At 69.1% G+C, this 22,106-nt stretch carries 21 protein-coding genes; 7 read left to right on the forward strand and 14 right to left on the reverse strand.

Annotated elements, in window-relative coordinates; genetic code table 11:
* Positions 1 to 23 precede the first annotated feature (23 nt).
* Positions 24 to 422, forward strand: a complete 399-nt coding sequence (locus tag ACQGNW_RS00590; protein WP_426661123.1) for a hypothetical protein — start codon at positions 24 to 26, stop codon at positions 420 to 422.
* Between the two features lie 30 nt (positions 423 to 452).
* Here the strand turns inward: ACQGNW_RS00590 and ACQGNW_RS00595 are convergent, their stop codons facing one another.
* The 5 genes from ACQGNW_RS00595 to ACQGNW_RS00615 form a co-directional block, all read right to left on the reverse strand.
* Positions 453 to 1,883 carry an apolipoprotein N-acyltransferase gene (locus ACQGNW_RS00595; RefSeq protein WP_426661124.1) on the reverse strand — a complete coding sequence of 477 codons (1,431 nt, stop codon included), beginning with the start codon at positions 1,881 to 1,883 and terminating at the stop codon, positions 453 to 455.
* Positions 1,867 to 2,448, reverse strand: coding sequence for a TetR/AcrR family transcriptional regulator (locus tag ACQGNW_RS00600; protein ID WP_426661125.1), 582 nt, complete (start codon positions 2,446 to 2,448; stop codon positions 1,867 to 1,869). Before ACQGNW_RS00600 ends, ACQGNW_RS00595 begins: the two co-directional genes overlap by 17 nt.
* A gap of 90 nt (positions 2,449 to 2,538) precedes the next feature.
* The gene (locus ACQGNW_RS00605) at positions 2,539 to 3,054 is read right to left on the reverse strand and encodes a methylated-DNA--[protein]-cysteine S-methyltransferase (protein WP_426661126.1); all 516 of its coding nucleotides are present in this window, start codon (positions 3,052 to 3,054) and stop codon (positions 2,539 to 2,541) included.
* Entirely contained in the window at positions 3,051 to 4,565 is a 1,515-nt protein-coding gene (locus ACQGNW_RS00610; protein ID WP_426661127.1) for an AlkA N-terminal domain-containing protein, read from the reverse strand. The genes ACQGNW_RS00605 and ACQGNW_RS00610 overlap by 4 nt, the downstream gene beginning before the upstream one ends.
* A gap of 81 nt (positions 4,566 to 4,646) precedes the next feature.
* Positions 4,647 to 5,210, reverse strand: a complete 564-nt coding sequence (locus ACQGNW_RS00615; RefSeq protein WP_426661128.1) for a hypothetical protein — start codon at positions 5,208 to 5,210, stop codon at positions 4,647 to 4,649.
* Between the two features lie 261 nt (positions 5,211 to 5,471).
* Here ACQGNW_RS00615 and ACQGNW_RS00620 point away from each other — a divergent pair, with 261 nt between their 5' ends.
* On the forward strand, positions 5,472 to 6,842 hold the full coding sequence (locus tag ACQGNW_RS00620) for a GDSL-type esterase/lipase family protein (RefSeq protein WP_426661129.1): 1,371 nt from the start codon (positions 5,472 to 5,474) through the stop codon (positions 6,840 to 6,842).
* A gap of 61 nt (positions 6,843 to 6,903) precedes the next feature.
* Here the strand turns inward: ACQGNW_RS00620 and ACQGNW_RS00625 are convergent, their stop codons facing one another.
* The 4 genes from ACQGNW_RS00625 to ACQGNW_RS00640 all read right to left on the reverse strand — a co-directional run bounded on the left by ACQGNW_RS00625 (position 6,904) and on the right by ACQGNW_RS00640 (position 11,304).
* On the reverse strand, positions 6,904 to 7,449 hold the full coding sequence (locus ACQGNW_RS00625; protein WP_426661130.1) for a cytochrome b: 546 nt from the start codon (positions 7,447 to 7,449) through the stop codon (positions 6,904 to 6,906).
* Positions 7,446 to 8,543 (reverse strand): catalase family peroxidase, encoded by a 1,098-nt coding sequence (locus tag ACQGNW_RS00630; RefSeq protein ID WP_426661131.1) that lies wholly within the window; start codon positions 8,541 to 8,543, stop codon positions 7,446 to 7,448. Before ACQGNW_RS00630 ends, ACQGNW_RS00625 begins: the two co-directional genes overlap by 4 nt.
* Before the next feature lie 80 nt (positions 8,544 to 8,623).
* Positions 8,624 to 9,823: a chromate efflux transporter gene (gene chrA / locus ACQGNW_RS00635; RefSeq protein WP_426661132.1), complete on the reverse strand. Its 1,200-nt coding sequence runs from the start codon at positions 9,821 to 9,823 to the stop codon at positions 8,624 to 8,626.
* Complete coding sequence (locus ACQGNW_RS00640) at positions 9,820 to 11,304, reverse strand: multicopper oxidase family protein (protein WP_426661133.1); 1,485 nt, start codon at positions 11,302 to 11,304, stop codon at positions 9,820 to 9,822. The genes chrA and ACQGNW_RS00640 overlap by 4 nt, the downstream gene beginning before the upstream one ends.
* 140 nt (positions 11,305 to 11,444) lie before the next feature.
* Here ACQGNW_RS00640 and hutU point away from each other — a divergent pair, with 140 nt between their 5' ends.
* From hutU to ACQGNW_RS00660, 4 genes are all read left to right on the forward strand, one after another.
* A complete protein-coding gene (gene hutU / locus ACQGNW_RS00645; protein ID WP_426661134.1) occupies positions 11,445 to 13,115 on the forward strand; it encodes a urocanate hydratase in 1,671 nt (556 codons plus the stop codon).
* A 50-nt stretch (positions 13,116 to 13,165) separates the two neighbouring features.
* Complete coding sequence (locus tag ACQGNW_RS00650) at positions 13,166 to 14,794, forward strand: ORC-CDC6 family AAA ATPase (RefSeq protein ID WP_426661135.1); 1,629 nt, start codon at positions 13,166 to 13,168, stop codon at positions 14,792 to 14,794.
* A gap of 76 nt (positions 14,795 to 14,870) precedes the next feature.
* Positions 14,871 to 15,152: a hypothetical protein gene (locus tag ACQGNW_RS00655; RefSeq protein ID WP_426661136.1), complete on the forward strand. Its 282-nt coding sequence runs from the start codon at positions 14,871 to 14,873 to the stop codon at positions 15,150 to 15,152.
* Positions 15,153 to 15,463: 311 nt separating this feature from the next.
* Entirely contained in the window at positions 15,464 to 16,051 is a 588-nt protein-coding gene (locus ACQGNW_RS00660) for a hypothetical protein (RefSeq protein WP_426661137.1), read from the forward strand.
* A 90-nt stretch (positions 16,052 to 16,141) separates the two neighbouring features.
* Here ACQGNW_RS00660 and ACQGNW_RS00665 read toward each other — a convergent pair whose 3' ends face one another.
* Entirely contained in the window at positions 16,142 to 16,486 is a 345-nt protein-coding gene (locus ACQGNW_RS00665) for a YciI family protein (RefSeq protein ID WP_426661138.1), read from the reverse strand.
* A gap of 637 nt (positions 16,487 to 17,123) precedes the next feature.
* On the reverse strand, positions 17,124 to 18,056 hold the full coding sequence (locus ACQGNW_RS00670; protein WP_426661139.1) for an AraC family transcriptional regulator: 933 nt from the start codon (positions 18,054 to 18,056) through the stop codon (positions 17,124 to 17,126).
* Between the two features lie 133 nt (positions 18,057 to 18,189).
* Between ACQGNW_RS00670 and ACQGNW_RS00675 the strand changes: the two genes are divergently transcribed.
* Positions 18,190 to 18,726, forward strand: coding sequence for a carboxymuconolactone decarboxylase family protein (locus ACQGNW_RS00675; RefSeq protein WP_426661140.1), 537 nt, complete (start codon positions 18,190 to 18,192; stop codon positions 18,724 to 18,726).
* Positions 18,727 to 18,859: 133 nt separating this feature from the next.
* Here the strand turns inward: ACQGNW_RS00675 and ACQGNW_RS00680 are convergent, their stop codons facing one another.
* The 3 genes from ACQGNW_RS00680 to ACQGNW_RS00690 all read right to left on the reverse strand — a co-directional run bounded on the left by ACQGNW_RS00680 (position 18,860) and on the right by ACQGNW_RS00690 (position 22,097).
* On the reverse strand, positions 18,860 to 19,579 hold the full coding sequence (locus ACQGNW_RS00680; RefSeq protein ID WP_426661141.1) for a hypothetical protein: 720 nt from the start codon (positions 19,577 to 19,579) through the stop codon (positions 18,860 to 18,862).
* Positions 19,580 to 19,786: 207 nt separating this feature from the next.
* Positions 19,787 to 21,049 (reverse strand): carbohydrate porin, encoded by a 1,263-nt coding sequence (locus ACQGNW_RS00685; protein ID WP_426661142.1) that lies wholly within the window; start codon positions 21,047 to 21,049, stop codon positions 19,787 to 19,789.
* A 379-nt stretch (positions 21,050 to 21,428) separates the two neighbouring features.
* Complete coding sequence (locus ACQGNW_RS00690; protein ID WP_426661143.1) at positions 21,429 to 22,097, reverse strand: chlorite dismutase family protein; 669 nt, start codon at positions 22,095 to 22,097, stop codon at positions 21,429 to 21,431.
* Positions 22,098 to 22,106 lie beyond the last annotated feature (9 nt).

Consider the following 22,106-nt stretch of genomic DNA (forward strand, 5'->3'; position numbering starts at 1 on the left):
CCTTCCATGATCGCCCAGATGCCATGACCGTCGCACGCACCCGTGGTGACAGAACGCCGCGCCATTCGTCGCATTGGCTGCTGGCGGGACTGCTCGCGCTGGCCGGCACGGCAGCCGCGCAGACGCCGCCGGCCGCCACGCGGTTCCAGCAGACCGTGCAGCAGCAGCAGGTCAGCGACCAGCTGCAGAAGAGCCAGCAGCAGGAACAGCAGCGCCAGAACGTGGCGAACATGGCGCAGCAGCCGCTCGTGCAGGGCTCCGCCGCGCGCCGCCAGCAGGAGCAGGCCGACCGCGCGCAGCAGGAGCGCGAGAACGCCCGCCAGCAGGACCTCGTGAACCAGTACCGCGACGCCTCCGCGTTGCCGTCGCAACAGCCCGCCGCCGCGACGACCACCGCGCCGAAGAAGCCGCAGGGTCACTGATCCCTCGCCGGCAGCCCGGCCGGTGCCGGGTCAGTCGGCGGGCCGGCGGGTCGCGCGCCAGGCGATGGACAGCAGCACAGCGAGCAGCGCCAGATCCAGCCACGCGAACCAGTCGCCCCAGCGCGCGTAAGGCGTCCGGGTCTGGCGCAGGGGCAGGTCGCCCACCAGTTCGGCGTCCTGCGTTTCGCTGGACGCTTCGGCCAGCACGCGGCCGCGGTCGTCGCTGAGCGTGAGGCGGCCGGTGCGCGCGGCGCGGGCGATCGCGAAGCCGTTTTCCACGCCGCGCATGATCGCCACGCGGCTGTGCAGCCAGCCGTCGACGCCGAAGTCCCAGGCGGGCACCAGCAGCAGCTGCGCGCCGAGCGCCGCATAGTTTCGGCCGATGTCGTGGAAGTCCATGTCCTTGCAGATCGCCAGCCCGATGCGCGGGCTGCCGTCGAGCATCGTGTAGCGCGTGCCGGGCGTGTACTGGTGTTCGAAGCCGGGGATCAGGTGGTGCTTGGCGTACACGGCGGGCGCGGCGCCGCCGGGCTGGAACGCCATCACCATGTTGCGCTCGGCGTGCGGGTCGCCCTTGCCGTCGATGCCGATGTCCAGGATCGGGCCGTCCTGCCGCGCCAGCGCGGCAAAGGCCGGCACGCTGGCCGCCGTCGTGGCGAACGAGGTCTCGGGGATCACGACCGCCCGGGCGCCGGCGGCGACGAGGCGCCGGATCGCCGCGACGTAGCGTGTTTCCAGCGCCTGCCCGTCCGCGCTGTCCAGCGCCTGCCGGATCGGCTTCTCCAGCGACACCAGGCCGATCCGCAGGCTGCCGGTGGCGGGTGCCGCGAGGCGCCAGATGCCATAGCCGTAGGCGGCCGCGACCAGCAGCAGCGTGATGCCCGCCGCCAAGGTGCGCCCGCGCCGCGGCGCCGTGGGCGTCAGCCGCGCGGCGAGCGTGGCCGGCAGCAGCAGCACGAGAAAGCTGACGCCCCAGAGGCCGGTGACGGCGGCGACCTGGACGACCGGCAGCGCGTCCATCTGGCTGTAGGCGATGCTGCCCCAGGTGCCGTGTGGCGAGCCCAGGTTTTCGAGGTACTCGATGGCGACCCACAGCGCGGGCACGGCCAGTACTGCCGGCAACACACGGCCCGCGCGGAGCAGGCGCCGGTAGAGCAGGGCGCACAGCGCGAACGCCAGCGCGGGCGCCGCGATCATGCAGATGTCGACCGGCAGCGGAAGGCCGATCACCCCATGCAGGAAATCCCACAGGTTCATCCCGCCGGCGGCAAAGGCGAGGAACGCCGCCAGCGCGGCCCAGCGTGCGGGCACGCGCGGGGCCAGCCACAGCACGGGCAGCGGCGCCAGCCAGGCCAGCCACCACCACGGGTGCAGGCCGCTGCCGAACCACCAGGCTGCGGCGGTCAGCACCAGCGCCGCCGCCATCACCACCGCCTGCGTGCGATCAAGCCTTGATTCCATCGATCAGCCTCCCCAGCGATTCGGCGTAGAACTTGCGGAACCGGGCCTCGCCGTAGCTGAAGCGGCCCGCGCGATACAGCGCGATCAGCCCATGCGCATGGGCCCAGAACGTCATCGCCACGGCCCAGGGATCGTCCTGCCGCAGCAGCCCCAGGCGCATGCCTTCGGCGAGTGTGTCCGCCACCACGTTCAGCGTGGGGGACTGCCGGCGGCGGAAATCCTCCGGAAAGCGGCGCGCATCCTCGCGGCGCACCGAAAACGCGTGGTCGAACAGGTGCGGATGTTCCAGCGCGTAGTCGAGGTAGTTTTCCTGCGTCCGGTACAGCCGCTTCAGGATGTCCGCGTCATCTGCGTTTTCCAGCCACGTGCGCGCGGTGCTGTTGAAGCTGTCGTCGGAAAGCCGCTTCAGCAGCGCCTCGCGATTCGGGAAATGGCGATAGATCGCCATCGGCGTAATGCCGACCTGCTCGGCCACCCGCCGCATCGTCACTGCGTCTGCGCCCTCGCGGTCGAACAGGCGGTGCGCTGCGCGAAGGATCTTCGTGGCGGTGTCCGGCTTCGTCATGTATACACTGTATACATCGATGACCAGGCGCGGCTATAGGCCATCCGGCATGGCCTGTCGGAAGCCCGCTTTGCGGCGCGCCCGCCGGGGTCAGGGCGCGGCGAACAGGTCGCCGTGCGCGACGCGCTGTTCCATCGACAGCAGGTGGCGCTTCGTCGGCAGGCCGCCGCCGAAGCCGGTGAGGCTGCCGTCCGCGCCGATCACGCGGTGGCAGGGCAGCACGATCGGCAGCGGGTTGCGGCCGTTCGCGGCGCCCACCGCGCGCACCGCCTGCGGCTGGCCGATGCGCCGCGCGAGTTCGCCATAGCTGATCGTGGCGCCGTAGGGGATGCGCGCCAGTTCCTGCCACACGGCGAGCTGGAACGGCGTGCCGAGCGGGTGCAGCGGCAGCGCGAACGCCTGCCGCGCGCCGGCGAAGTATTCCTCCAGCTGCTCGCGCGCGAACGCGAGCTTCGCGGCATCGCGCACCCAGTGCGGCGCCGGCGCCTTCTGGTGGCGCCCGCTCTCGAACCACACCTCGCGCAGGCCCTGCGCGTCCGCAACCAGGCGCAGCCGGCCGATCGGCGTGGGCAGTTCGTCGTACCAGATCGTTTCCGGCGCGCTCATGCGCTGGCTCCCTTGCGCTTCGCGCGCGGCGCGGGCGCGGCGTCGGCGCTGGCGCGCCACAGGTGGATCACCGCATACGCGCGCCACGGCCGCCATGTCTCGGCCAGTGCGGTCAGCGCCTTCGTGCCGAGCGCCTCGCCGCCGCCGGCGGCGGCACGGCGCAGGATCAGGTCCGCCGCGGGAAACGCGTCGGGATGGCTCAGCGCGCGCATCGCCATGTAGTGCGCGGTCCATTCGCCGATGCCGGGCAGCGCGACCCAGCGTGCCACGAACTCGTCCAGCGGCTGCTCCGCGCGGAAGTCCACGCGGCCGTCCAGCAGCGCGCGCGCCATGCCGCGGATCGTCGCCGCGCGCGCCGTGGTCACGCCGAGCTCGCGCAGGTCCGCGTCCGCCAGCGCCGCGGGCGTCGGGAACAGCCGGTCCAGCCCCGGCAGTGGCGCCTGCGGCAGCAGCGCGCCGTGACGCTGCACGAGGCGCGTCGCCAGCGTGCGCGCCGCGGCGACGCTCACCTGCTGGCCGAGGATCGCGCGCACCGCGATCTCGAAGCCGTCCCAGCTTCCCGGCAGGCGCAGGCCGGGGCGCTTGCGCAGCAACGGGCGCAGCGTGGCCTCACCGCGCAGCGCGTCGGCGATCGCGCGCGGGTCCGCGTCGAGGTCGAACAGGCGGCGCACGCGCGCCACCACGTCCAGCATCCGCGCCGGTTGCGGGCAATGCAGCTCCAGCTTCAGTGCCGGCTCGCCGCCCGGCCATGCGGAGACGCGCAGCCAGCCCGGCGCATCGACGGGGCCGAACACGCGTGCGTAGCCCGCGTCGTCCACCTGCTCGATGCCCGGCAGCGCGCGGCCGCCGAGGAACGCGAGCAGCGACGCGAAATCGAACGGCGGCCGATACGCGAGCCGCAGCACCAGCGCGCCTTCCGTCGCCGCGGCGCGCGGCTGGCGGCGCAGCTCGCGCGGCGCGATGCGGTTCGCCTGCGCGAACGCGGCGTTGAAGCGGCGCAGGCTGCGGAAGCCGGACGCGAGCGCGACCTCCGTCACCGGCAGCGCCGTCTCGGTCAGCAGCTGCTTCGCGAACAGCAGGCGCCGCGTCGTGTGCACGCTCAGCGGCGGCGCGCCGAGCCGCTCCACGAACAGTCGGCGCAGTTGCCGCGCGCCGAGGCCGACGCGCGCGGCGAGCTGCTCCAGCGAGCCTTCCTCCAGCGCGCCATGCTCGATCAGCTTCAGCGCGCGCGCCACCACGTGGTCGCCGCGCTGCCACACGTCGTTGCCCGGCGACAGTTCCGGGCGGCAGCGCAGGCAGGGCCGGAAGCCCGCCGCTTCCGCCGCCGCCGCGCTCGCGTAATAGCGGATGTTCTCGCGCTTCGGCGACGGTGCGGGGCACACCGGCCGGCAATAGATGCCGGTGCTGCGCACGGCGGTGAAGAACAGCCCGTCGAAGCGCGCGTCGCGGCTGAGTCGCGCCTGTTCGCAGGTGCGCAGGTCGGGCAGGGGAGCGGCATGGAGATCGTTCATGCCCGCAGGCTAGCACCGGCGGGTCATGGCGACTCGCCGTTTTCGGACATCCATGGCGCGCCCCGCCCGGCCCGCGGCGGCTCAGTGCACGGGCGTCATCAGGTGCTGGTACGGCGTGTCGGCCCACATCACGTACGGCACCGAGGTATCCGGCGTCGCGCTCTTCGGATACGCGCCGTAGAACGCGGCGTCCGCGCCGAAGATCATCAGGTGCGGCCCCGTGCGGATCCAGCGCTGGCCCGCCGCGGGCTTCGCGGCGAACGGGTCGGTGTTGCTCGCGTCGACGCCGCCCTGCAGCATGTACGCGATGCCGAGCCCGGACGGTGGCGGCTGGTGCGCCATGTACGCCCCGAGCCATGCCCACGCGTTCTTGTCCGCGCACATCGGGTCCGGCCCCGGCGTGGCCGGGTTGTCCGGCATGCAGGTGAACGCGTTCGTGCCCTTGCGCAGCGTGCGCATCGTGCCGTCCGCGGCCGGTACGACGACCGTGGCGTGTCTCGCGATGCTCGCCGGCGCCGCGCGCATCGCGCTGGCGATCAGTTCGGCGTCCGTCGGCGCCTTCCTGTCGGCGGCCTGCAGCCCGCCCACGGCGAGCAGCAAGGTGGTGGCGATCGTGAAACGGTACATCGATTCTTTCGCAAGCATGGCAGCCTCCCCCGCGATGACGCGCGATGGCCATGCCCGGACTCCCCGGCCCGGAAGTCTCCGCCGCCGTCCGATGCCCGTCAATCGGCGCGGGAAGGATGCTGTGGCCAGGGCAGAGCGCCTCGGATCAGCATGGCGGCGGGATTGCTGCCGACCACCCCGCCGCGTTGACAGCCGGATGCGGATTGCCGAACGATCCGCAATGGCGATCCTGCCGTCCCCAGGGATGCATGCATGACACACGCACGTCGCAACGCTCGCATGCGGTTCGCCATCACACTCGTCGCGCTGCTGTCGGGGTGCCTGCTGCTACCGGCTTGCGCGGCCCCCTCCAAGCCGACGATGCAGAAGTGGGTCGCCAGCTGGGGCCAGGCGATGACTTCGCAGTACGAGCGCGTCGCTGGCCGCGACGGCAAGCCGGTGCTGGATGCCTACGGACAGCCGGCCGAGCGTGCGCCAACGGCAAATCACTTCACCCTTCGCCAGGGCGTGAACGTCAGCGCCGGCGGTGCGCGCGTGCGCATCCGCCTGTCGAACTACTACGGCCTCGCGCTGCTTACCGTGAGCGCCGCGCGCATCGCGCTAGGTGCGGACCGGGCCGATGACCTGTCGGCGATTGCGCCCGGCAGCGACCGGCGGCTGAGCTTCGACGGCGGCAAGCGCTCGATCACCATCGCACCTGGCCACGAAGCGGTCAGCGATCCGGTCGACCTGCACGTGCCGGCGCTGTCGAACGTGGTCGTCAGCCTGTACTTCGCCGGCTCGGTGCAGCTCGCCGACTTCCATCCGATGGAACACGCGCACACCACGTATGCGGTCGACGGCGACGCCACGCAGGCCGCGTCGCTGGCGCACTTGCCGGTGGCGAAGTCGCTGCCGGGCGACCACATCTACCTGCTCGAAGGCGTCGAGGTCGAGGCGCCGGCGGGCACGCGCGGCATCGTCGCGTTCGGCGATTCGATCACCGACGGCGCCTACGCCAGCGCGCCCGGCACCACCTGGCCCGCCGTGCTGGCCGGCCTTGCCCAGCGCAACGGCGACGCGGCGGCGGTGGTGAATGCCGGCATCAGCGCGGATGAACTCACCACCGACCAGATCGGCGGGCCCGCCGCAGGCACCTCCGGCCTCAAGCGCTTCCTGCGCGACGTGGTCGACCGCCCCGGCGTCACCGACGTGGTCGTGCTGTTCGGCGCGAACGACATCAACCGCGGCATCGATGCCGCCGGCTATCCCAACGGTGCGTCGGCGGGCGACCTCATCGCCGCCATGCGCATGCTGGCCGACGTCGCCCACCAGCATCACCTGCGCATCTATGCCGGCACAGTCACGCCATTCGCGGGGTTCCCGGGCTGGTATAGCCCGCAGCGGGAAGCGGTGCGGCTGCAGTTCAACCACTGGATACGCCATGCGGGCGCCTTCGACGGCGTGGTCGATTTCTCGCGCGCCGTGGCCGGCACGTACACGCCGCCGCCGCTGGTCGCGCAGCAGTCCCCGCTGCCGGCCGGCATGGCCACCGTCTGCGCGGGCGACGCGGGCCTGCATCCGAACGACCGCGGCTACGCCGTGATGGGCACGCTGGCCTACGACGTGCTGTTCCGCGCGAAGCTGCAGCCGCCGCAGGCCTGCCACTGAGACTCCCGTCGTTGCGGGTTGCGCGCGGTGGCGCACACCGTCGCCCGCGTCGCCGGCGGCGTCACGGCCTTCGCTTTCCCGCAAGCATGCTCGCCAGCACGCCGTCGCGCCGGATCAACCCGTGGTACAGCGCCGCGCCGAGATGCGCGAGGAACGTGAGGAACAGCAGCATCGCGAGCCAGGTGTGCAGGTGGCGCAGGATCGCGAACGCGGTTGTGCTGGCCGGGAAGATCGCGGGCAAGCGCAGCGAGTCGCTGAGCATCACCGGGTAGCCGCCCGCCGACAGCATCGCCCAGCCGACCAGCGGCATCGCGATCATCAGCGCATAGAGCAGCCAGTGCGAGGCATGCGCGGCCAGCTTCTGCACGGCGGGCAGGTCCGCCGGCAACGGCGGTGGCGGGTGGCGCAGGCGCACGGCGAGGCGTACCACCGCCAGCAGCAGGATCGCGATGCCGAGCGGCTTGTGGATCGCGAGCAGCCACGCGTGGCGTTCGGACACCGACGCGACCATGCCGACGCCGATGAACAGCATCGCCAGGATCATCGCCGCCATCAGCCAGTGCAGGATGCGGGCGGGCAGGGCAAACAGGCCGGTGGTCTTCTTCATGGCCGCGCCTCCGGCTGTGCCTTTCCATCGGGGCGGGCGGTGCCCGGCAGGTGCGCTTCCTCGCTGGTGCGGCGCAGGTAGGAATCGGCGTAGGCGGCCGAGCGCGCGGGCAGCAGCGGGTCGTCGGAGATGGCGATGCCGTCCGGCAGCACCGTGGGGTCGTAGTTGATGTCGCGGCACGGGCCGCTCGCCTGCGGCTGCTCGCTCTCGACCACCAGCGTGCCGGCGTCGACGGTCGTGCGGTCGGCCGGCCAGACCTTGGTGGCGTCGTCCGTGGGGTCGCCCGGATTCGCCAGCGTCACCAGCAGCTTCCAGCGCAGCGGGCCGCGGGCCAGGCGCTGGCGCAGGTCGGCGGCGAGATAGTCAGGATCGTGCGCCGGCGCGGCGGCGCCGTCGTCCGTCGACTCCGGCGCCATGCGCCAGCGCACCGCGTGCTGCACGCCCCTGGCATCCACGAACTCGAACGCGTCGAGGCTCCAGTAGCTCTCCGTGGCGAAGCTCGCCGAGGGCTTCGCGGTCTTCGCCCACGCGCGGAACGCGGCGGTCTCCGGATGTGCCGCGAAGAACGCCGCCAGCTTCGCCGGGTCCGGCTTGCCGGTGGCCGGGTCGGGCTGGCCTGCCTGCAGCTGCGCGAAGAACGCCTGCGGCGTGGCCACCGGAAACACCGGCATGCTGTTCATGCCGGTGCGCCACTGCTGGCCGTTCGCCAGCGCGAAGCGCAGCGCCATGCTGCGGATCGGCACGCTGGAGTCCGGTGCATACGGGTTGCTGCCGGGGATCGCGAAGCGGCCCACCACCGGCGTGCGCTGGCCCGGCGCGAACACCTGCGCCACCGAGTACGCCGCGGCCCCGCCGCTGCTCTGGAAATGGCCCGCGACGCACACGCCCTTGGCGTGGTTGCGCCGGAAGCCGGGATGCACGCCGGCATTCGCCTGGAACTGGTCGATGAGGCGCTTTGGCGTCAGCCGCTGCGGCGCCAGCCAGCCGCCGACGTAGCCGAACGCGAGTGCGCAGCCGGCAACGGCCGCAATGATCAGCGCCCACGCGCCGACGCGGCGGGCAGGCGAAACGGTGGACAGGTGGAGATCAGGCATGGGGGCTTCCGCTCGGGGAGGGAGTGGGCAGCGCCCGCGGACAGGCGCTGCAGCGTCCTTCGCCCCGATGCGGCGCGCGGTTACATGCCCTGCGCGAAATGCGCCCGCGCCAGCGTCGCCGCCACGCACCACGCCACCACCGCCAGTGCGGGCCAGCGCGCGAGCAGCATCAGCGCGCCGACCGCGGCGACCAGCACGTCCAGTGGCGCGTGGAGCGCGCTCGTCGCCACCGGGTTCACGAACGCGGCGGCCAGCAGGCCGACCACCACCGCGTTCACACCGGCCAGCGCACGCGCCGCGCCGGTGCGCTGCGCCAGCGCGCGCCAGAACGGCAGCGCGCCGGCCACCAGCAGCAGGCCCGGCGCGAAGATCGCCAGCACCGCCACCGTGGCACCCGGCGCGCCGCCCATGCCGTCCGGCAGCCGCGCGCCGAGGAACGACGCCAGCGTGAACATCGGCCCCGGCACCGCCTGCGCGGCGCCGTAGCCGGCGAGGAACGTGTTGTTGTCCAGCCAGCCGGGGTCGACCACCGAGGCCTTCAGCAGCGGCAGCACCACGTGGCCGCCGCCGAACACCAGCGCGCCCGCGCGGTAGAACGCCGCCGCCACCTGGCCCAGCGGCGGCACGCCGGGCAGGAACGCCGCGCCGAGCCCGAGCAGGAACAGCGCGATCAGCACCGCGCCGCTGCGCCGTCCCCACGTCAGCGCGAACATCCCGCCCGTGCGCGCCGTCACGCCGCGGCACAGCCACCACCCGGCCAGCGCACCGCCGGCCACCAGCGCCAGCTGCATCCACGGCGCGCCGCTCGCCAGCACCAGCAGCGCCGCCCCCAGCGCCATCGCGCGCCGCGTCCAGTCCGGCGCGAGCGTGCGCGCCATGCCCAGCACGCCGTGCAGCACCACCGCCACCGCCACCAGCTTCAGGCCATGCACCAGTGCGTTGCCCCAGTGCCCTTCCAGTGCGCGGCTGACCAGCGCGAAGCCGAACAGCAGCAGCGCCGAGGGCAGGGTGAAGCCCACGAACGCGGCCAGCCCGCCCAGCCAGCCTGCGCGCAGCAGGCCGATGGAAAAGCCCAGCTGGCTGCTCGCCGGCCCCGGCAGGAACTGGCACAGCGCCAGCAGCTGGCCGAAGTGCTCCTCGTCCAGCCAGCGCCGCCGCTCGACGAACGCGCGGCGGAAATAGCCCAGGTGCGCCACCGGCCCGCCGAACGAGGTGAGCCCCAGCCACAGGAACGCGGCGGCCACTTCGCCCGCACGGCCGCGCGTCGCGGATGTACTCATGCGCACTCGAACAAGGCCATGAAGCCGAAATCCATGTGCAGCTGCATGTGGCAGTGGAACAGCGACAGGCCCAACTGGTCGGCGGTGAAGTCCACTTCCATCGTCTGGTAGCCGCCCAGCATCGCCACGTCCTTGCGCACGCCCGCAGTGGGCCGGCCGGCGAGGCTGGCGATCTCGAACGTGTGGCGGTGCAGGTGCATCGGGTGGATGTCGTCGCTGGCGTTGTGCATGCGCAGGCGGTAGCGGCGGCCGTGCGCGAGGCGGAAGCGCGGCGTGCCCGCGTGCATGTCGAACGCCTGGCCGTTGATCGTCCAGCGGTTGAAGCCGCCGTCCGCCGCGTTCTGCTTCGCGAACGTCATCTCGATAGTCTCGTCCGGCGGCGGCGCTTGCGCGCCGGGCTGCGCAAAGCGGCGGTAGTCCCAGCCGAACGGCGGCGGCGCCTCCCAGTGCGGCGCGCCGCGCTGGCCGGCGTACTCCACCACGACGCCCATGCCGCGCGCGCGGTCGTCGTCGGCGAGGTCGCCCAGCACCCACACGCCGGGGCGGCGCATCTCCACCACCGCACTGATGCGCTCGGCGGTGCCCAGCCACAGCACCGGCACCTCGGCCGGGTGTGGCACCGGGTTGCCGTCCAGCGCCAGCACGGTGAACGTGTGGCCGGGCAGGGCGAGGCTGCGGATCTCGGTGGCGCTGCCGTTGATCACGTGGAACAGCACGCGCTCGCCCGCCTTCACGCGGATCGGCTCGCCGTGGCCCAGCATGCGGCCGTTGATCGCGAACGCCTGGTAGCCCACCTCGTAGCCGCGCTTGTCGCCGCGCGCCAGCGAGGCCTGCATCGCGCGTTCGCCGCGCGCCTTCAGCGCCGGGTCCGCCGCGTCCGGGCGCAGGAAATCCATCGCCATGTCGCCGCCCTGGCTGAAGAACGGATCGAACTCCTTCAGCGTGAGGAACACCTCGCGGTCGTACGCGTCGGGCTCGCGGCGCGGCTCGATGTACACCGGGCCTACCTGGCCGCTGTACTGCCCACGCGTGAGGTCGGAACCCGCCACCACGTGCGTGTGGTAGAAGCGCAGGCCCGCCGGTCCCGGCACGAAGCTCAGCCGGCGCATGCCGTGCGGCGGGATGTAAGGCGTGCCTTCCTCCGCCGCACCGTCCACGTCCACCGGCACGGTTTGGCCGTGCCAGTGCAGCTGTTCCGGCAGGTCGGTGTCGTTGTGCACGTCCACCGTCACGCGCTGGCCTTCCGTGAAACGCAGCAGCGGGCCGGGCACGCTGCCGTTGTACGCGACGGTGGAGACGATGTGGTCCGGCGCCAGCTCCACCAGGCTGCGCGCGATGCGCAGCGTGTGGTCGGCGCGGCCGGTCAGCGGGAGCGCCGCCGCCGACGCCGTGTCAGCCTGCGGCGTGGCCCGCGCGCCGGCACCGGCGGCCAGCGCGCCCAGCCCGGCGAACTTGAGGAAGTCGCGTCGATCCAGCGTCATGGCGGTCTCCGGAGGGCGATGCACCGCCAAGCTTACGGCTTTGCCCGCCGCAGGTTTTTCCGCCGCCATGCGGCACCGCCACTTTCCACGCGGGGAAGCGCTCGCCACAATCGGGCTTTCTCCGCTTTCGCGAGATCGCCATGAACGCTCCCACCCGCATCGACACCACCCGCACCATCCGCGCGCCGCGCGGCACCGAGCTGAGCTGCAAGAGTTGGCTCACCGAGGCGCCGTTCCGCATGCTGCAGAACAACCTCGACCCCGAGGTGGCGGAGAACCCGGCCGAGCTGGTGGTGTACGGCGGCATCGGCCGCGCCGCGCGCAACTGGGAGTGCTTCGACGCCATCCTGCGCAGCCTGCGCGAGCTGGGCGACGACGAAACCCTGCTGGTGCAGTCCGGCAAGCCGGTGGGCGTGTTCCCCACCCACAAGGACGCGCCGCGCGTGCTGATCGCCAACTCCAACCTGGTGCCGCACTGGGCCACCTGGGAGCACTTCAACGAGCTCGACAAGAAGGGCCTGATGATGTACGGCCAGATGACGGCCGGCTCGTGGATCTACATCGGCTCGCAGGGCATCGTGCAAGGCACCTACGAAACCTTCGTGGAGATGGGCCGGCAGAGCTACGGCGGCAGCCTCAAGGGCAAGTGGATCTTGACGGCCGGTCTCGGCGGCATGGGCGGCGCGCAGCCGCTGGCCGCCAGCCTCGCCGGCGCATGCAGCCTCAACATCGAGTGCCAGCAGAGCCGCATCGACTTCCGCCTCAAGACCCGCTACGTGGACGAGCAGGCCAGCGACCTCGACGACGCGCTGGCGCGCATCAAGAAGTACACGGAAGCCGGCGAAGCGAAATCCATCGCGCTGCTCGGCAACGCCGCCGACGTGCTGCCCGAACTCGTGCGCCGCGGCGTGAAGCCCGACGCCGTGACCGACCAGACCAGCGCGCACGACCCGGTCAACGGCTACCTGCCCAGCGGCTGGACCGTGGAGCAGTGGTTCGAGCGCCGCAAGAGCGACCCGGCCGGCACCGCCAAGGCCGCCAAGCAGTCGATGAAAAAGCACGTGGAGGCCATGCTCGCCTTCCACGCGCAGGGCATCCCCACCTTCGACTACGGCAACAACATCCGCCAGATGGCCAAGGACGAAGGCTGCGCCAACGCCTTCGCCTTCCCCGGCTTCGTGCCCGCCTACGTGCGTCCGCTGTTCTGCCGCGGCGTGGGCCCGTTCCGCTGGGTCGCGCTCAGCGGCGACCCGGAGGACATCTACAAGACCGACCAGAAGGTGAAGGAGCTGATCCCCGACGACGCCCACCTGCACAACTGGCTGGACATGGCCAAGAGCCGCATCAGCTTCCAGGGCCTGCCCGCGCGCATCTGCTGGGTGGGCCTGGGCCAGCGCCACAAGCTGGGGCTGGCGTTCAACGAGATGGTGCGCAAGGGCGAGCTGAAGGCGCCGGTGGTGATCGGGCGCGACCACCTCGACTCGGGGTCGGTGGCGTCACCGAACCGGGAGACCGAGGCGATGAAGGACGGCAGCGACGCCGTGTCCGACTGGCCGCTGCTCAACGCGATGCTCAACGTGGCCGGTGGGGCGACGTGGGTGTCGCTGCATCACGGCGGCGGCGTGGGCATGGGCTACAGCCAGCACGCCGGCGTGGTGATCGTGTGCGACGGCAGCGCCGAGGCGGACAAGCGGATTGCGCGGGTGCTGTGGAACGATCCGGGCACCGGGGTGATGCGGCATGCGGATGCGGGGTATGAGGTTGCGGTGGAGTGTGCGCGGGAGCAGGGGTTGAAGTTACCGATGATCTGAGGCATCTAATTAGGTAGAGCGAGGCGTTTTTCTTTTTGGATTATGCAGGAGTGACTTATGAAGCCTGCGCGCTTGCTGAAGGGAAGGGAATGAAGCAAATAAACAGGGTTCTACTAGGTCTCTCCAAGCGCGCAGAGCGGGCAAGCAGTGCGCAACTTGTCGCCTCCTTTGTGGATGTTGGATCGTTATTGGCGTCGCTAACTACCAACGACCATCAGGTTGTGTACGGGCGTCGAGGGACAGGTAAGACGCACGTCCTTTCTAAGCTCTTTGCAGATGCGATCGATGAAGGGCATCTGCCTGTTCAAATTGATCTTCGCACACTAGGCTCGACTGGTGGCATCTATAGCGATCCAAGCTTGCCGATTTCAGAGCGGGCTACAAGGTTGCTAGCAGATCTCTTGTGGGCGCTCCATGATGGCGTACTGGAGCGAGCAATCGAAAATGAGAGTATCAATTTGGCTTCGCTGCAGCCGAAGCTAGATGCTTTCCGTGATTCAATTGTTGAGGTCAGAGTAGTCGGTGAGGTAGTTGAGTCGCAAAATACAAGCACCACAGTGACAAGTGAAACAGGTGGCGGAATCGCTGCAGGCTTGTCGAAAATGCCTCAGATGAACTTGAACCTGTCTACTAAGCATGGAATAAACGACGGGCGAGCGCAAACAAGGCAGGTTAGCGGGCTGCTCCGGCATAGAGTTCACTTTGGGTCGGTTGCTCATGCCCTCAGGGAGTTGGCTTCGATACTGGGGCATAGAAAGGTTTGGCTCCTGTTGGACGAGTGGAGCGAGATACCCCTGGATCTTCAGCCGTATTTGGCGGACCTTCTACGTAGAACAGTGTTTCCTGTTCACGGAATCGTGGCGAAAATAGCAGCAATTGAGCAAAGAACTAATTTTCGTCTGACTCTGGATGAGTCAAGTTACATTGGTATTGAGGTTGGTGCTGACGCTGCTGCGAGCCTTACGTTAGATGATTTTATGGTGTTTGACAATAATGCGACCGCTGCAACTAACTTCTTTAGATCTTTGTTATGGAAGCATGTTACCTCTTCTGTTCCAGAAGATTCTGAATTGCGACGGCTGTCAGAAAACGAATTCTCGTCTAATACATTTACCCAAATAAACGCTCTGCAGGAACTGGTTCGAGCGGCTGAGGGTGTGCCACGTGACGCCATAAATATCGTGTCGCTGGCGGCGCAGAGTGCGGTTGATAGATCTATTTCTGTTGCTGACATTAGGCTGGCCGCTAGGCAGTGGTACCAGCAGTCAAAGGAAAATGCAATTTCGGCTAGGCCGCGAGCTACTCGGCTCTTACAATGGATTCGTGAGGAGGTTATTGGTGCACGTCGAGCCAGAGCTTTCTTGCTGCCATCTGACAGTAAGAGCTCGTTGATCGATTATCTGTATGATGCTCGGGTTTTGCATGTCATTAAAAAAGGCGTATCGAGTAACGACACTCCGGGTGTTCGGTACAACGTATATGCGATTGACTACGGGTGCTATGTGGATCTAATGGCTACCTCAAACGCACCGCAAGGCCTTTTTCAAGCTGAATCTAACCAGGGCGAGAGGTATGTGGATGTCCCTGCGACAGATTACAGGTCGATCAGGCGCGCAATCCTCGACTTGGCGAGTTTTGAGAGATCGGCGCCTGGAGAGGAGCTTGAGAGGTCTATGTAAGGAAAATGTGCCGAGGACAATTAAGCGAAGAATGGATATTTCCGGTGAGTAGCCTTGGCGAAGGAGGGCTTCAGCGATGCATCCGAGAGCGTGGTTTGGAGCGGCGGTGCGGGTTATCGGTGTGTGGATGGTGGTGCAGAGCGCATCGTCGTTCGTGTATGCCTTCAACCTGGTGAAAGGGCTGGACAGCCTGCGATCCATTTCGCCCATGGCGATGGTCAATCAGGGCGTGGGTTACTTCGTGGTGGGCCTGTTTCTCGTCAAGCTTGCTCCACTGGTCGTTTCGTGGGCATACCCGAGGAGATCCGAGGCAAGCACGCAAGATGCCGAAGAGCCGGCAAAAGAAGACGAGGGCTGATGGTCCGGCGCTCCCCAGCAGCTAAAGGGGATGTGGGTAATTAAATCGGCTCGCGAAGGCTGGCTAGCCGGGGCCGCCCGCGGGTGCGGCAGGCGGCAGGGCGTCCGAGCGTGGTTTCCACCATGTGCTGGAAGCGGTCATCGCCAAGGGCGCGTTCCTGGTTGGCGTACTTGCGCAGGCGCTGCAGGTCGTCGGGCGAGATGCCTGCGTCCAGCCATTGTTGGAGAAAGCAAGAACGGGGTCAGGTTCAATTATTCCGTGAGACTGCCGTGGCTGCTTTGTCCGGAGTCTGCTTACTTGGGGCGGGGGTGATGAACCGGTCGGATGCCGGTGAACCGTTGGATCTTCGCTTCCACCATGGCGGGGAAGTCGTCGTGTCCGAACGCGCGTTGTTGTTGGAGGAGGGAACCCGTGTGAACAACTTCGAGAGTGTGGTCATCGAGTATCTGCGGGCGGATCGATCGCTTTTTATCAACACGCAGTGCTGCATTCAACTCAATCCGGGAGCAAACCCGGACACCAGCGGGCCACACTGGTACTGTGATGCCGTTGCGGTGAGTATCAAGCGGCAGGCTGCATACCTGTGCGAAATAACCTACGCTCATCCGCCCACGAGCTTGTTGAGGCGTCTTAAGGGCTGGGACACACACTGGCAGCCGCTCCGGCTTGCTCTTGAACGAGACTCGGGAATCCCTGCCACATGGCCGCTTACCCCGTGGCTTTTCATGCCGCAGGGTTTGGATGTGCGGGTCAAGGCATTTCTTGCAACGCTGCCCAATGGGCCAATGCCAACACCGCTCGTCACTCACCTCGAAGATGTGCTGCCTTGGCGGTATCGTTCGTGGGACAGGGGCGTAAACCTCGAAGACCGCGGGCAAATTGGGGTCAAGTTCACTTAGTTACCAGCAAAAACGGAGTCGGATTCACTTGGTTGCCTGCGGTAACTGAATCCGACCCTGTTCTGGACGGCGCCTCCATCCCCATCCGCGCTACCGCTTGAACCGCCGAACCTCCTGCGGCCAGCCGCAGGCTCCGGCCACTTTGCCGGCCCAGTGCCTGGCCGCCTGTTCGTCGGCCACGTCGATCACGGTGAATCCGCCGAGGAACTGGGGGTTGGGCACATACGGCCCGTCGGTGAACGTCAGCGTGCCGCGGGTGGCGTCCGCGCTGAAGGCATCCTCCGGGTCTTCCTCCAGCCCGCCGGCGAACACGTAGACGCCGGCCGCCTTCATCTCTTCCACGACCGCGCGCGCCAGCGGGCCGCGCGCGGCGAACCACGCCTCGCTGTGCTCGCCGACCCACGCCTGGTTGAAGTAGATGAGGTATCTGCTCATGGCCTCTCCCGGGGTTGCGCAGCCCCGTGGCTGCCCCTGTCCCCACGACGAACGGGCGCATCCCGGTTCGACACGAGTGAGGAATAACCGCGGCCGGCCGTCGCCGCATCCCGTTCCCGGCTCCCGCCTTGCCCTCGAACAACGTCACGCGCAGCGCTCGGCATTCCGCCGGCAAGGCAAAAAGCCTCGCGTGCAAGGCTCCGAGCCTTGCGCACAGAGCAAAAAGTCCCGCGCGCAATGCTCCGAGCCTTGCGCGCGGAGCAAAAAGCCTTGCGCGCGAGGCTCCCGAGCCTTGCGCGTGGAGCAAAAGGCTTTGCGTGCAGGGCTCCGGGCCTTGCGCCTGGGGCAAAAAGCCTCGCGCGCCAGGCTCCCGAGCCTTGCGCCCGGAGCCCAAAGCCTTGCGCGCAGAGCCCCGAGCCTTGCACGCGGAGTAATAAGCCCTGCGTGCGGGATTCCTAGCCTCGCGCCCGGAACAAAAGGCCTTGCGGGCGAGCTCCCAGGGCTCGCGGTTGGAGCAGGAAGCCCCGGGCCTGACCAGCCGTGGCATGCGCCCCGGAAAACGGAACGCCGACCCGGGGCGTGGCCGCTTGCAGGTGCGCTTGCCTTGTCCGGCCGCTGCCGCTGCCGCTGGCGCCGGCTACGCCTTGGCCGCGGGGGCTGCCTCGCCCGCCTGGCGACGGTAGGCCGCGGGGCTGGTGCCGTGCACGCGCTTGAACGCCTGCCCGAACGCGGCGCGCGCGGTGTAGCCGCAAGCCTCGCCGATAGCCTCGATCGAGCGCGGCGTCTCGCGCAGCAGGCGCGCGGCCAGGTCCATGCGCAGCGCGGTGACCACGTCCATTGGCGTGGCCGGCGACAGCCCGGCAAAGTGCCGCGCGAAGCTGGCGCGCGACATGCGGCTGACCCCGGCCAGCCGCTCCAGCGTCCACGGCTCGGCCGGCGCGGCGATTACCGCGGCCAGCGCGGGCGCCACGCGCGCATCCGTCAGCAGGGCGAGCAGGCCCTGTTGCAGGCTGCCTTCGTCCATCAGGGTGCGCACCACCAGGGTGAACAGCGCGGCGGACAGGTGCGCGATCACCGCGTCGCCGCCGGGCGAGGCCTGCAGGCTCTCGTGGCGCATGCTGCGCATCAGCGCCTGCAGGCCGGCGTAGTCGTCGCGGCCCTGCGTGTGCAGGTGCACCACGTCGGGCAGCGCCTGCAGCAGCAGCGCGTGGTGCTGGCCCAGCTCGAAGGTGCCGCAGAGCACGTCGAAATCGCTGTGCGGCGCTTCGCTCGCCACCTCGATCACCCGGCCCAGCGGGCGCTGCGTCTCGGCAAACGTCAACGTGGCGCCGTCGGCATGGCGCATGGTGTGCGCGGCGCCGCGGGGAAACAGCACCAGGTCGCCCGCCACGAACGGGCGCCGCTCGCGGCCCACTTCCAGCAGGCCCGCGCCGGCGAGCACCACGTGGTACGGCACCTGGCCCGGCGGCGCCTGCGGTTGCGGCGCCGACCAGGTGCCCGCGAAGCGGCACAGCAGGTCCAGCCGCCCGCGCAGGCCCATCGAGGCCACCAGCGCACTCAAACTGTCCATGGGTCACCTCGAGACGAACGAAACCAAAGTCGAGACGCGCGGAACACGGGGGCAGGGGCGCGACGCGCAGCATTGTCACCACCGGCCGCTGCCCACGGCAACGCCGGCCCTTTCTTCCACAGGAGCCAACGCCATGACCCGCCTGCACACCCTCGCCCACGACCAGGTCGACCAGGAGACCGCCGAGCTGTTCGACACCGTCAAGCGCAGCATCGGCAAGCTGCCGAACCTCTACGCCACCATCGGCAGCAATGCGCCGGCCGTGCTCGCCCACGTGCTCGGCACCGGCGCCACGCTGGCGAAGAGTTCCTTGTCAAAGCGCGAGCAGGAAGCGATCAACCTCGCCGTGAGCGAGGCGACCGGCTGCGACTACTGCGTGGCCGCGCACACCCTGACCGGCAAGCTGGCCGGCTACACGGCGGAGCAGACGCGCGCACTGCGCGCCGGCGCGTACGCCGAGGATGCGCGCATCGACGCGCTGGTGAAGTTCGCCCTGCACCTGGTGCAGCAGCGCGGCACGCTGGACGCCGCCGCGGTCGACGGGCTCCGGGCCGCGGGCTTCAGCGACCGCCAGCTGGTGGAGATCCCGCTGGTGGTCAGCGCGATCCTGTTCACCAACATGGTCAACCGCATCAACGACACCACGCTGGATTTCCCCAAGGTGGCGTGAACCCTTCGCGCGGTCGCGGCACGGGCGCCCCGCGGCGCCCGTGTCCGTGTGCGACTCATGCCACCGTTCCCCCGACGTTTCCGCGCCCGGGAAAGGCGTCGGCAGCCTTCCCGGCGACTTGCCGCGCGGTGGATCACTGCCTGGGCACCAGCTCGCCGGTTACCTTGCCGTTGGCGTCCAGCATCTGCAGCGACGGCGTACCGTCCTTGGCGACCTTCATCACGATGCGCGGGTGGCCCTGCAGGTCGTCCATCGCGAGCTGCACGCTGCCGTCGGTGTTGCGGCCAAGCACCATGCGTCGGGTCGGGCCGCCGTGCTTGGCGAAGAAGGCCTTGATCCGCGCCTGCTGCTGGTCCGCCGGCAGGCTCTTGATGGAGTTCATGAGCCGGATTTCTTCGAGGATCGAATAGTCCGGGTAGTCGTTGAACTGCAGCTTGGTGTAGCGGCCGTCCTTTTCCTGGTGGGAGTCGAGCGCCATGGTCTGGTCCTGCTCGTAGGCGTCGAAGGACAGGTGGCCGTGCGATTCCTTGGTGCCGTCCTTGTCCTTTTCGCCGCCGAAGATCAGCCCGCCGTTCTCGGTGCCTTCGTCGTTGTAGAAGATCATGCCGGCGGCCTTGCGGTTCGGGTGGGGGTATTCCTTGCCCTTGATGATGATGCCCGGTGCGGTGGCGGCATTGGAGATCACCAGCCGCAGCGTGCCGTCGGGTTCGCGCACGTTGATGCGCTGCACGTCCAGCTCGTCGAGCGACAGCTTCTTCGGTGCCCGCGCAAAGCCGCTCAGCACCGTCACGGCAAACACCACCGTGAGCACGCCGGCATAGATCGTCAGGAAACGCTGGCCTGGGGGTTTCATGGATTCGCCTCTTCGGTTGCGGAATGGGATGCCTGGCATGGTCGCGCGGGCTGGCCGGGTAGCGAAACCCGGAGCGAGACGAGGCAGCGTCACTTTCGGACCCGAGCCATCGTGCGACCATGCCAGCCAATGGCCGGTGTTGGACAGATGCCGGAAGTCGCCATGACTTCCGACTGCCGCCGTCCCCTTCGCGGGTGCCGCGGTCCGTCAGTACATCAGCTGCACTTCGAACTGGAAGGCCAGTGCATTGGCCACGTCGGGGCGGGTGTCCGGATGCACCACGTACTGCAGGTCGGGCTGCAGGGTCAGGTGCGCGCCGACCGCACGCTGGTAGGTCAGTTCGTAGATGCGCTCGGTGGACGCGACCGGCAGGCCCTGGGCCTGCTGCGCGCGCAGGTAGGGGCGGCCGTTGCGCACGGTGGCGATGGCCAGGCCCAGCGCATCGTCGGCACCGGCGCCGAACAGCGGCGACAGCGACATGCCCACGCCCAGGTAGCGGCGGAAGCGGTCTGCGCCGGGACTCGCGACGCTGAGCTGGGCGAAGCCCGCCAGCCGCCGGCTGGCGCCGATGCGCACCAGCGCCGGATCGTCCAGCAGCAGGTAGGCGCCGCTGGCGGCACAGGTGCGCGCCGTCGCATCGGGCGCAAGGCAGGCCTCGCGGCGGGCGTAACGCCACAGGCCCAGCGCCAGCTTGCCGGTGTACGGCGGCTGCCGCGCCAGGCGCCCGATCATGTCGCCGTCCCGGTCCCCGTGCTCCGCGTCGGCGGCGGGCGCGCGACGCAACAGCGCGAGTTCGCTGACCAGCAGGGCGTCGCCGGCGCGGTTGCGCTGCAAACCGGGCGGCAGGCCGGGATCGCGCGGCACGCCGCCCTGCAGGACGGCGGTGCGCCACACCACGTTCCGCGACGGCTTCAGCGCGACGCGCAGGGCGAAACGGGGGCGGGGGAAGATCGACGGCCCCTGGCCGCCGCTTTGCGAGAACGCCGGCTCCACGCCGAACGAGCTGTCGAGGAACAACGAGGCGGTCTGCAGGCGGTCGAATTCGCTGTTGAGATCGTAGCGGCCCAGCAGCACCGACCAGTGCGAGCGCTGGCCGTTGTACTGCATCCAGGCTTCGTAGAGGCGGGCAAGGTGCGGCGCCGCGATGTTGCTGGTGCCCTGGGCGTCGCCGGTGTAGTCGCCGGGAAAGCCGCCGCCGCTGTCCAGCACCTGGGCAAACGCGCTGAAGCCCGGACCCTGGTGACCCCCCGCACCGCGATAGCGCAGCGAACCGTAGAGGTTCCAGACACCGGTGGTGCCCCGTCGCTGCCCGCCGCGCAGGTTGTCGTACAGGTTGGCGAGCAGGCCCACGGCGGGTTTCAGGGCAGCGGTGTCGGTGTCCGCGGCGCAGACATGCCAGGGTGCCAGCGCCAGCAGCGCGGCGAGCGCACAGGCGGCACGGCTTGGCGGGAAGCGGCTTCGGATCGGCATCGACGCGGCGGGTCGGGGGGCGGTACGACGATCCGGCGGTTCCCGCGCGATGGGGACCGGCGGCATCGAGATCGCCGAGCATACAACGCGCCGGTGACGACCCGTCCCGGGGAAAAACCGGGGCAAGTTCATTTCCGCGGTCCCTGTGGAGCGCGGTGGCCGATGCGCCGGGCGGATGCCGGCGAAGCCTCGGGCCCTGGCTTCGACGATGGTGCGGAAGCCGCCGCCTCCCGGCGCGCGTGGTTGCCGGAGGCAGGTGCCGTCCGGCTTGCCGTGCGGGTCATTCAACGGGCCGGTGCGACGGGGCGTTACGGCGCGGCGGCCGGCCGGTCGCTCGCCGGGTGGCTCATCGTGTCCCCGGCATCTGTTGCCCTGGCCGTCAGGCGTACTGCGACAGGCCGTCCTCCAGCGCGAAATAGCGTCCCACGATGAAGGGATGCTCGTCCTGCATGTACAGCCGCGACTTGGATTCGCGCAGCTTGCGCACGCAGTCGACCAGCCGGCCGAGGTCGTTCGTCTCGAAGGTCAGCAGCCATTCGTAGTCGCCCAGCCCGAAGCCGTAGACGCCGTTGGTGAGGATGTCGGGGGTGAACTCGTGCCCGATGTCGCCGTGGTCGCCGATCAGCGCCTTGCGCTCCCACTTCGGCAGCAGGTAGTACTCCGGCTTGCGGATGAAGGGATAGAAGCACAGGTATTCCCGTGGCCGCATGCCGACTGCGAACGACGTCGGGTGCTCGGAAAATTCGAACGGCTTGGTGATGCCCGTGAACGCGTGGGGCGTGGTGATGTATCGGCCGAAGGACGAGCGCCGGATCTCCAGCTGCAGATCCTGGATGTCGTTGAATCGGTCGGCGAACATCCAGAACAGGATGTCCGTGTGGGCCTGGAAGCCCTGCACGACGTAGGTGCCGCGCAGGCCAACCCGGTCTGCGTATTTGCCGAAGATGTCGACCACCTCCCGGATGGCCGCGGCCCGGTCGTCCTTGCCCGCTTCCTGCCATGTCGAGGTGAACTTGATCGCCAGCTGCGCGGTGAACTGAGTTTGCATGGGGTGGTT

It is taken from the genome of Rhodanobacter aciditrophus, assembly GCF_050026795.1.
GTDB lineage: Bacteria > Pseudomonadota > Gammaproteobacteria > Xanthomonadales > Rhodanobacteraceae > Rhodanobacter_A.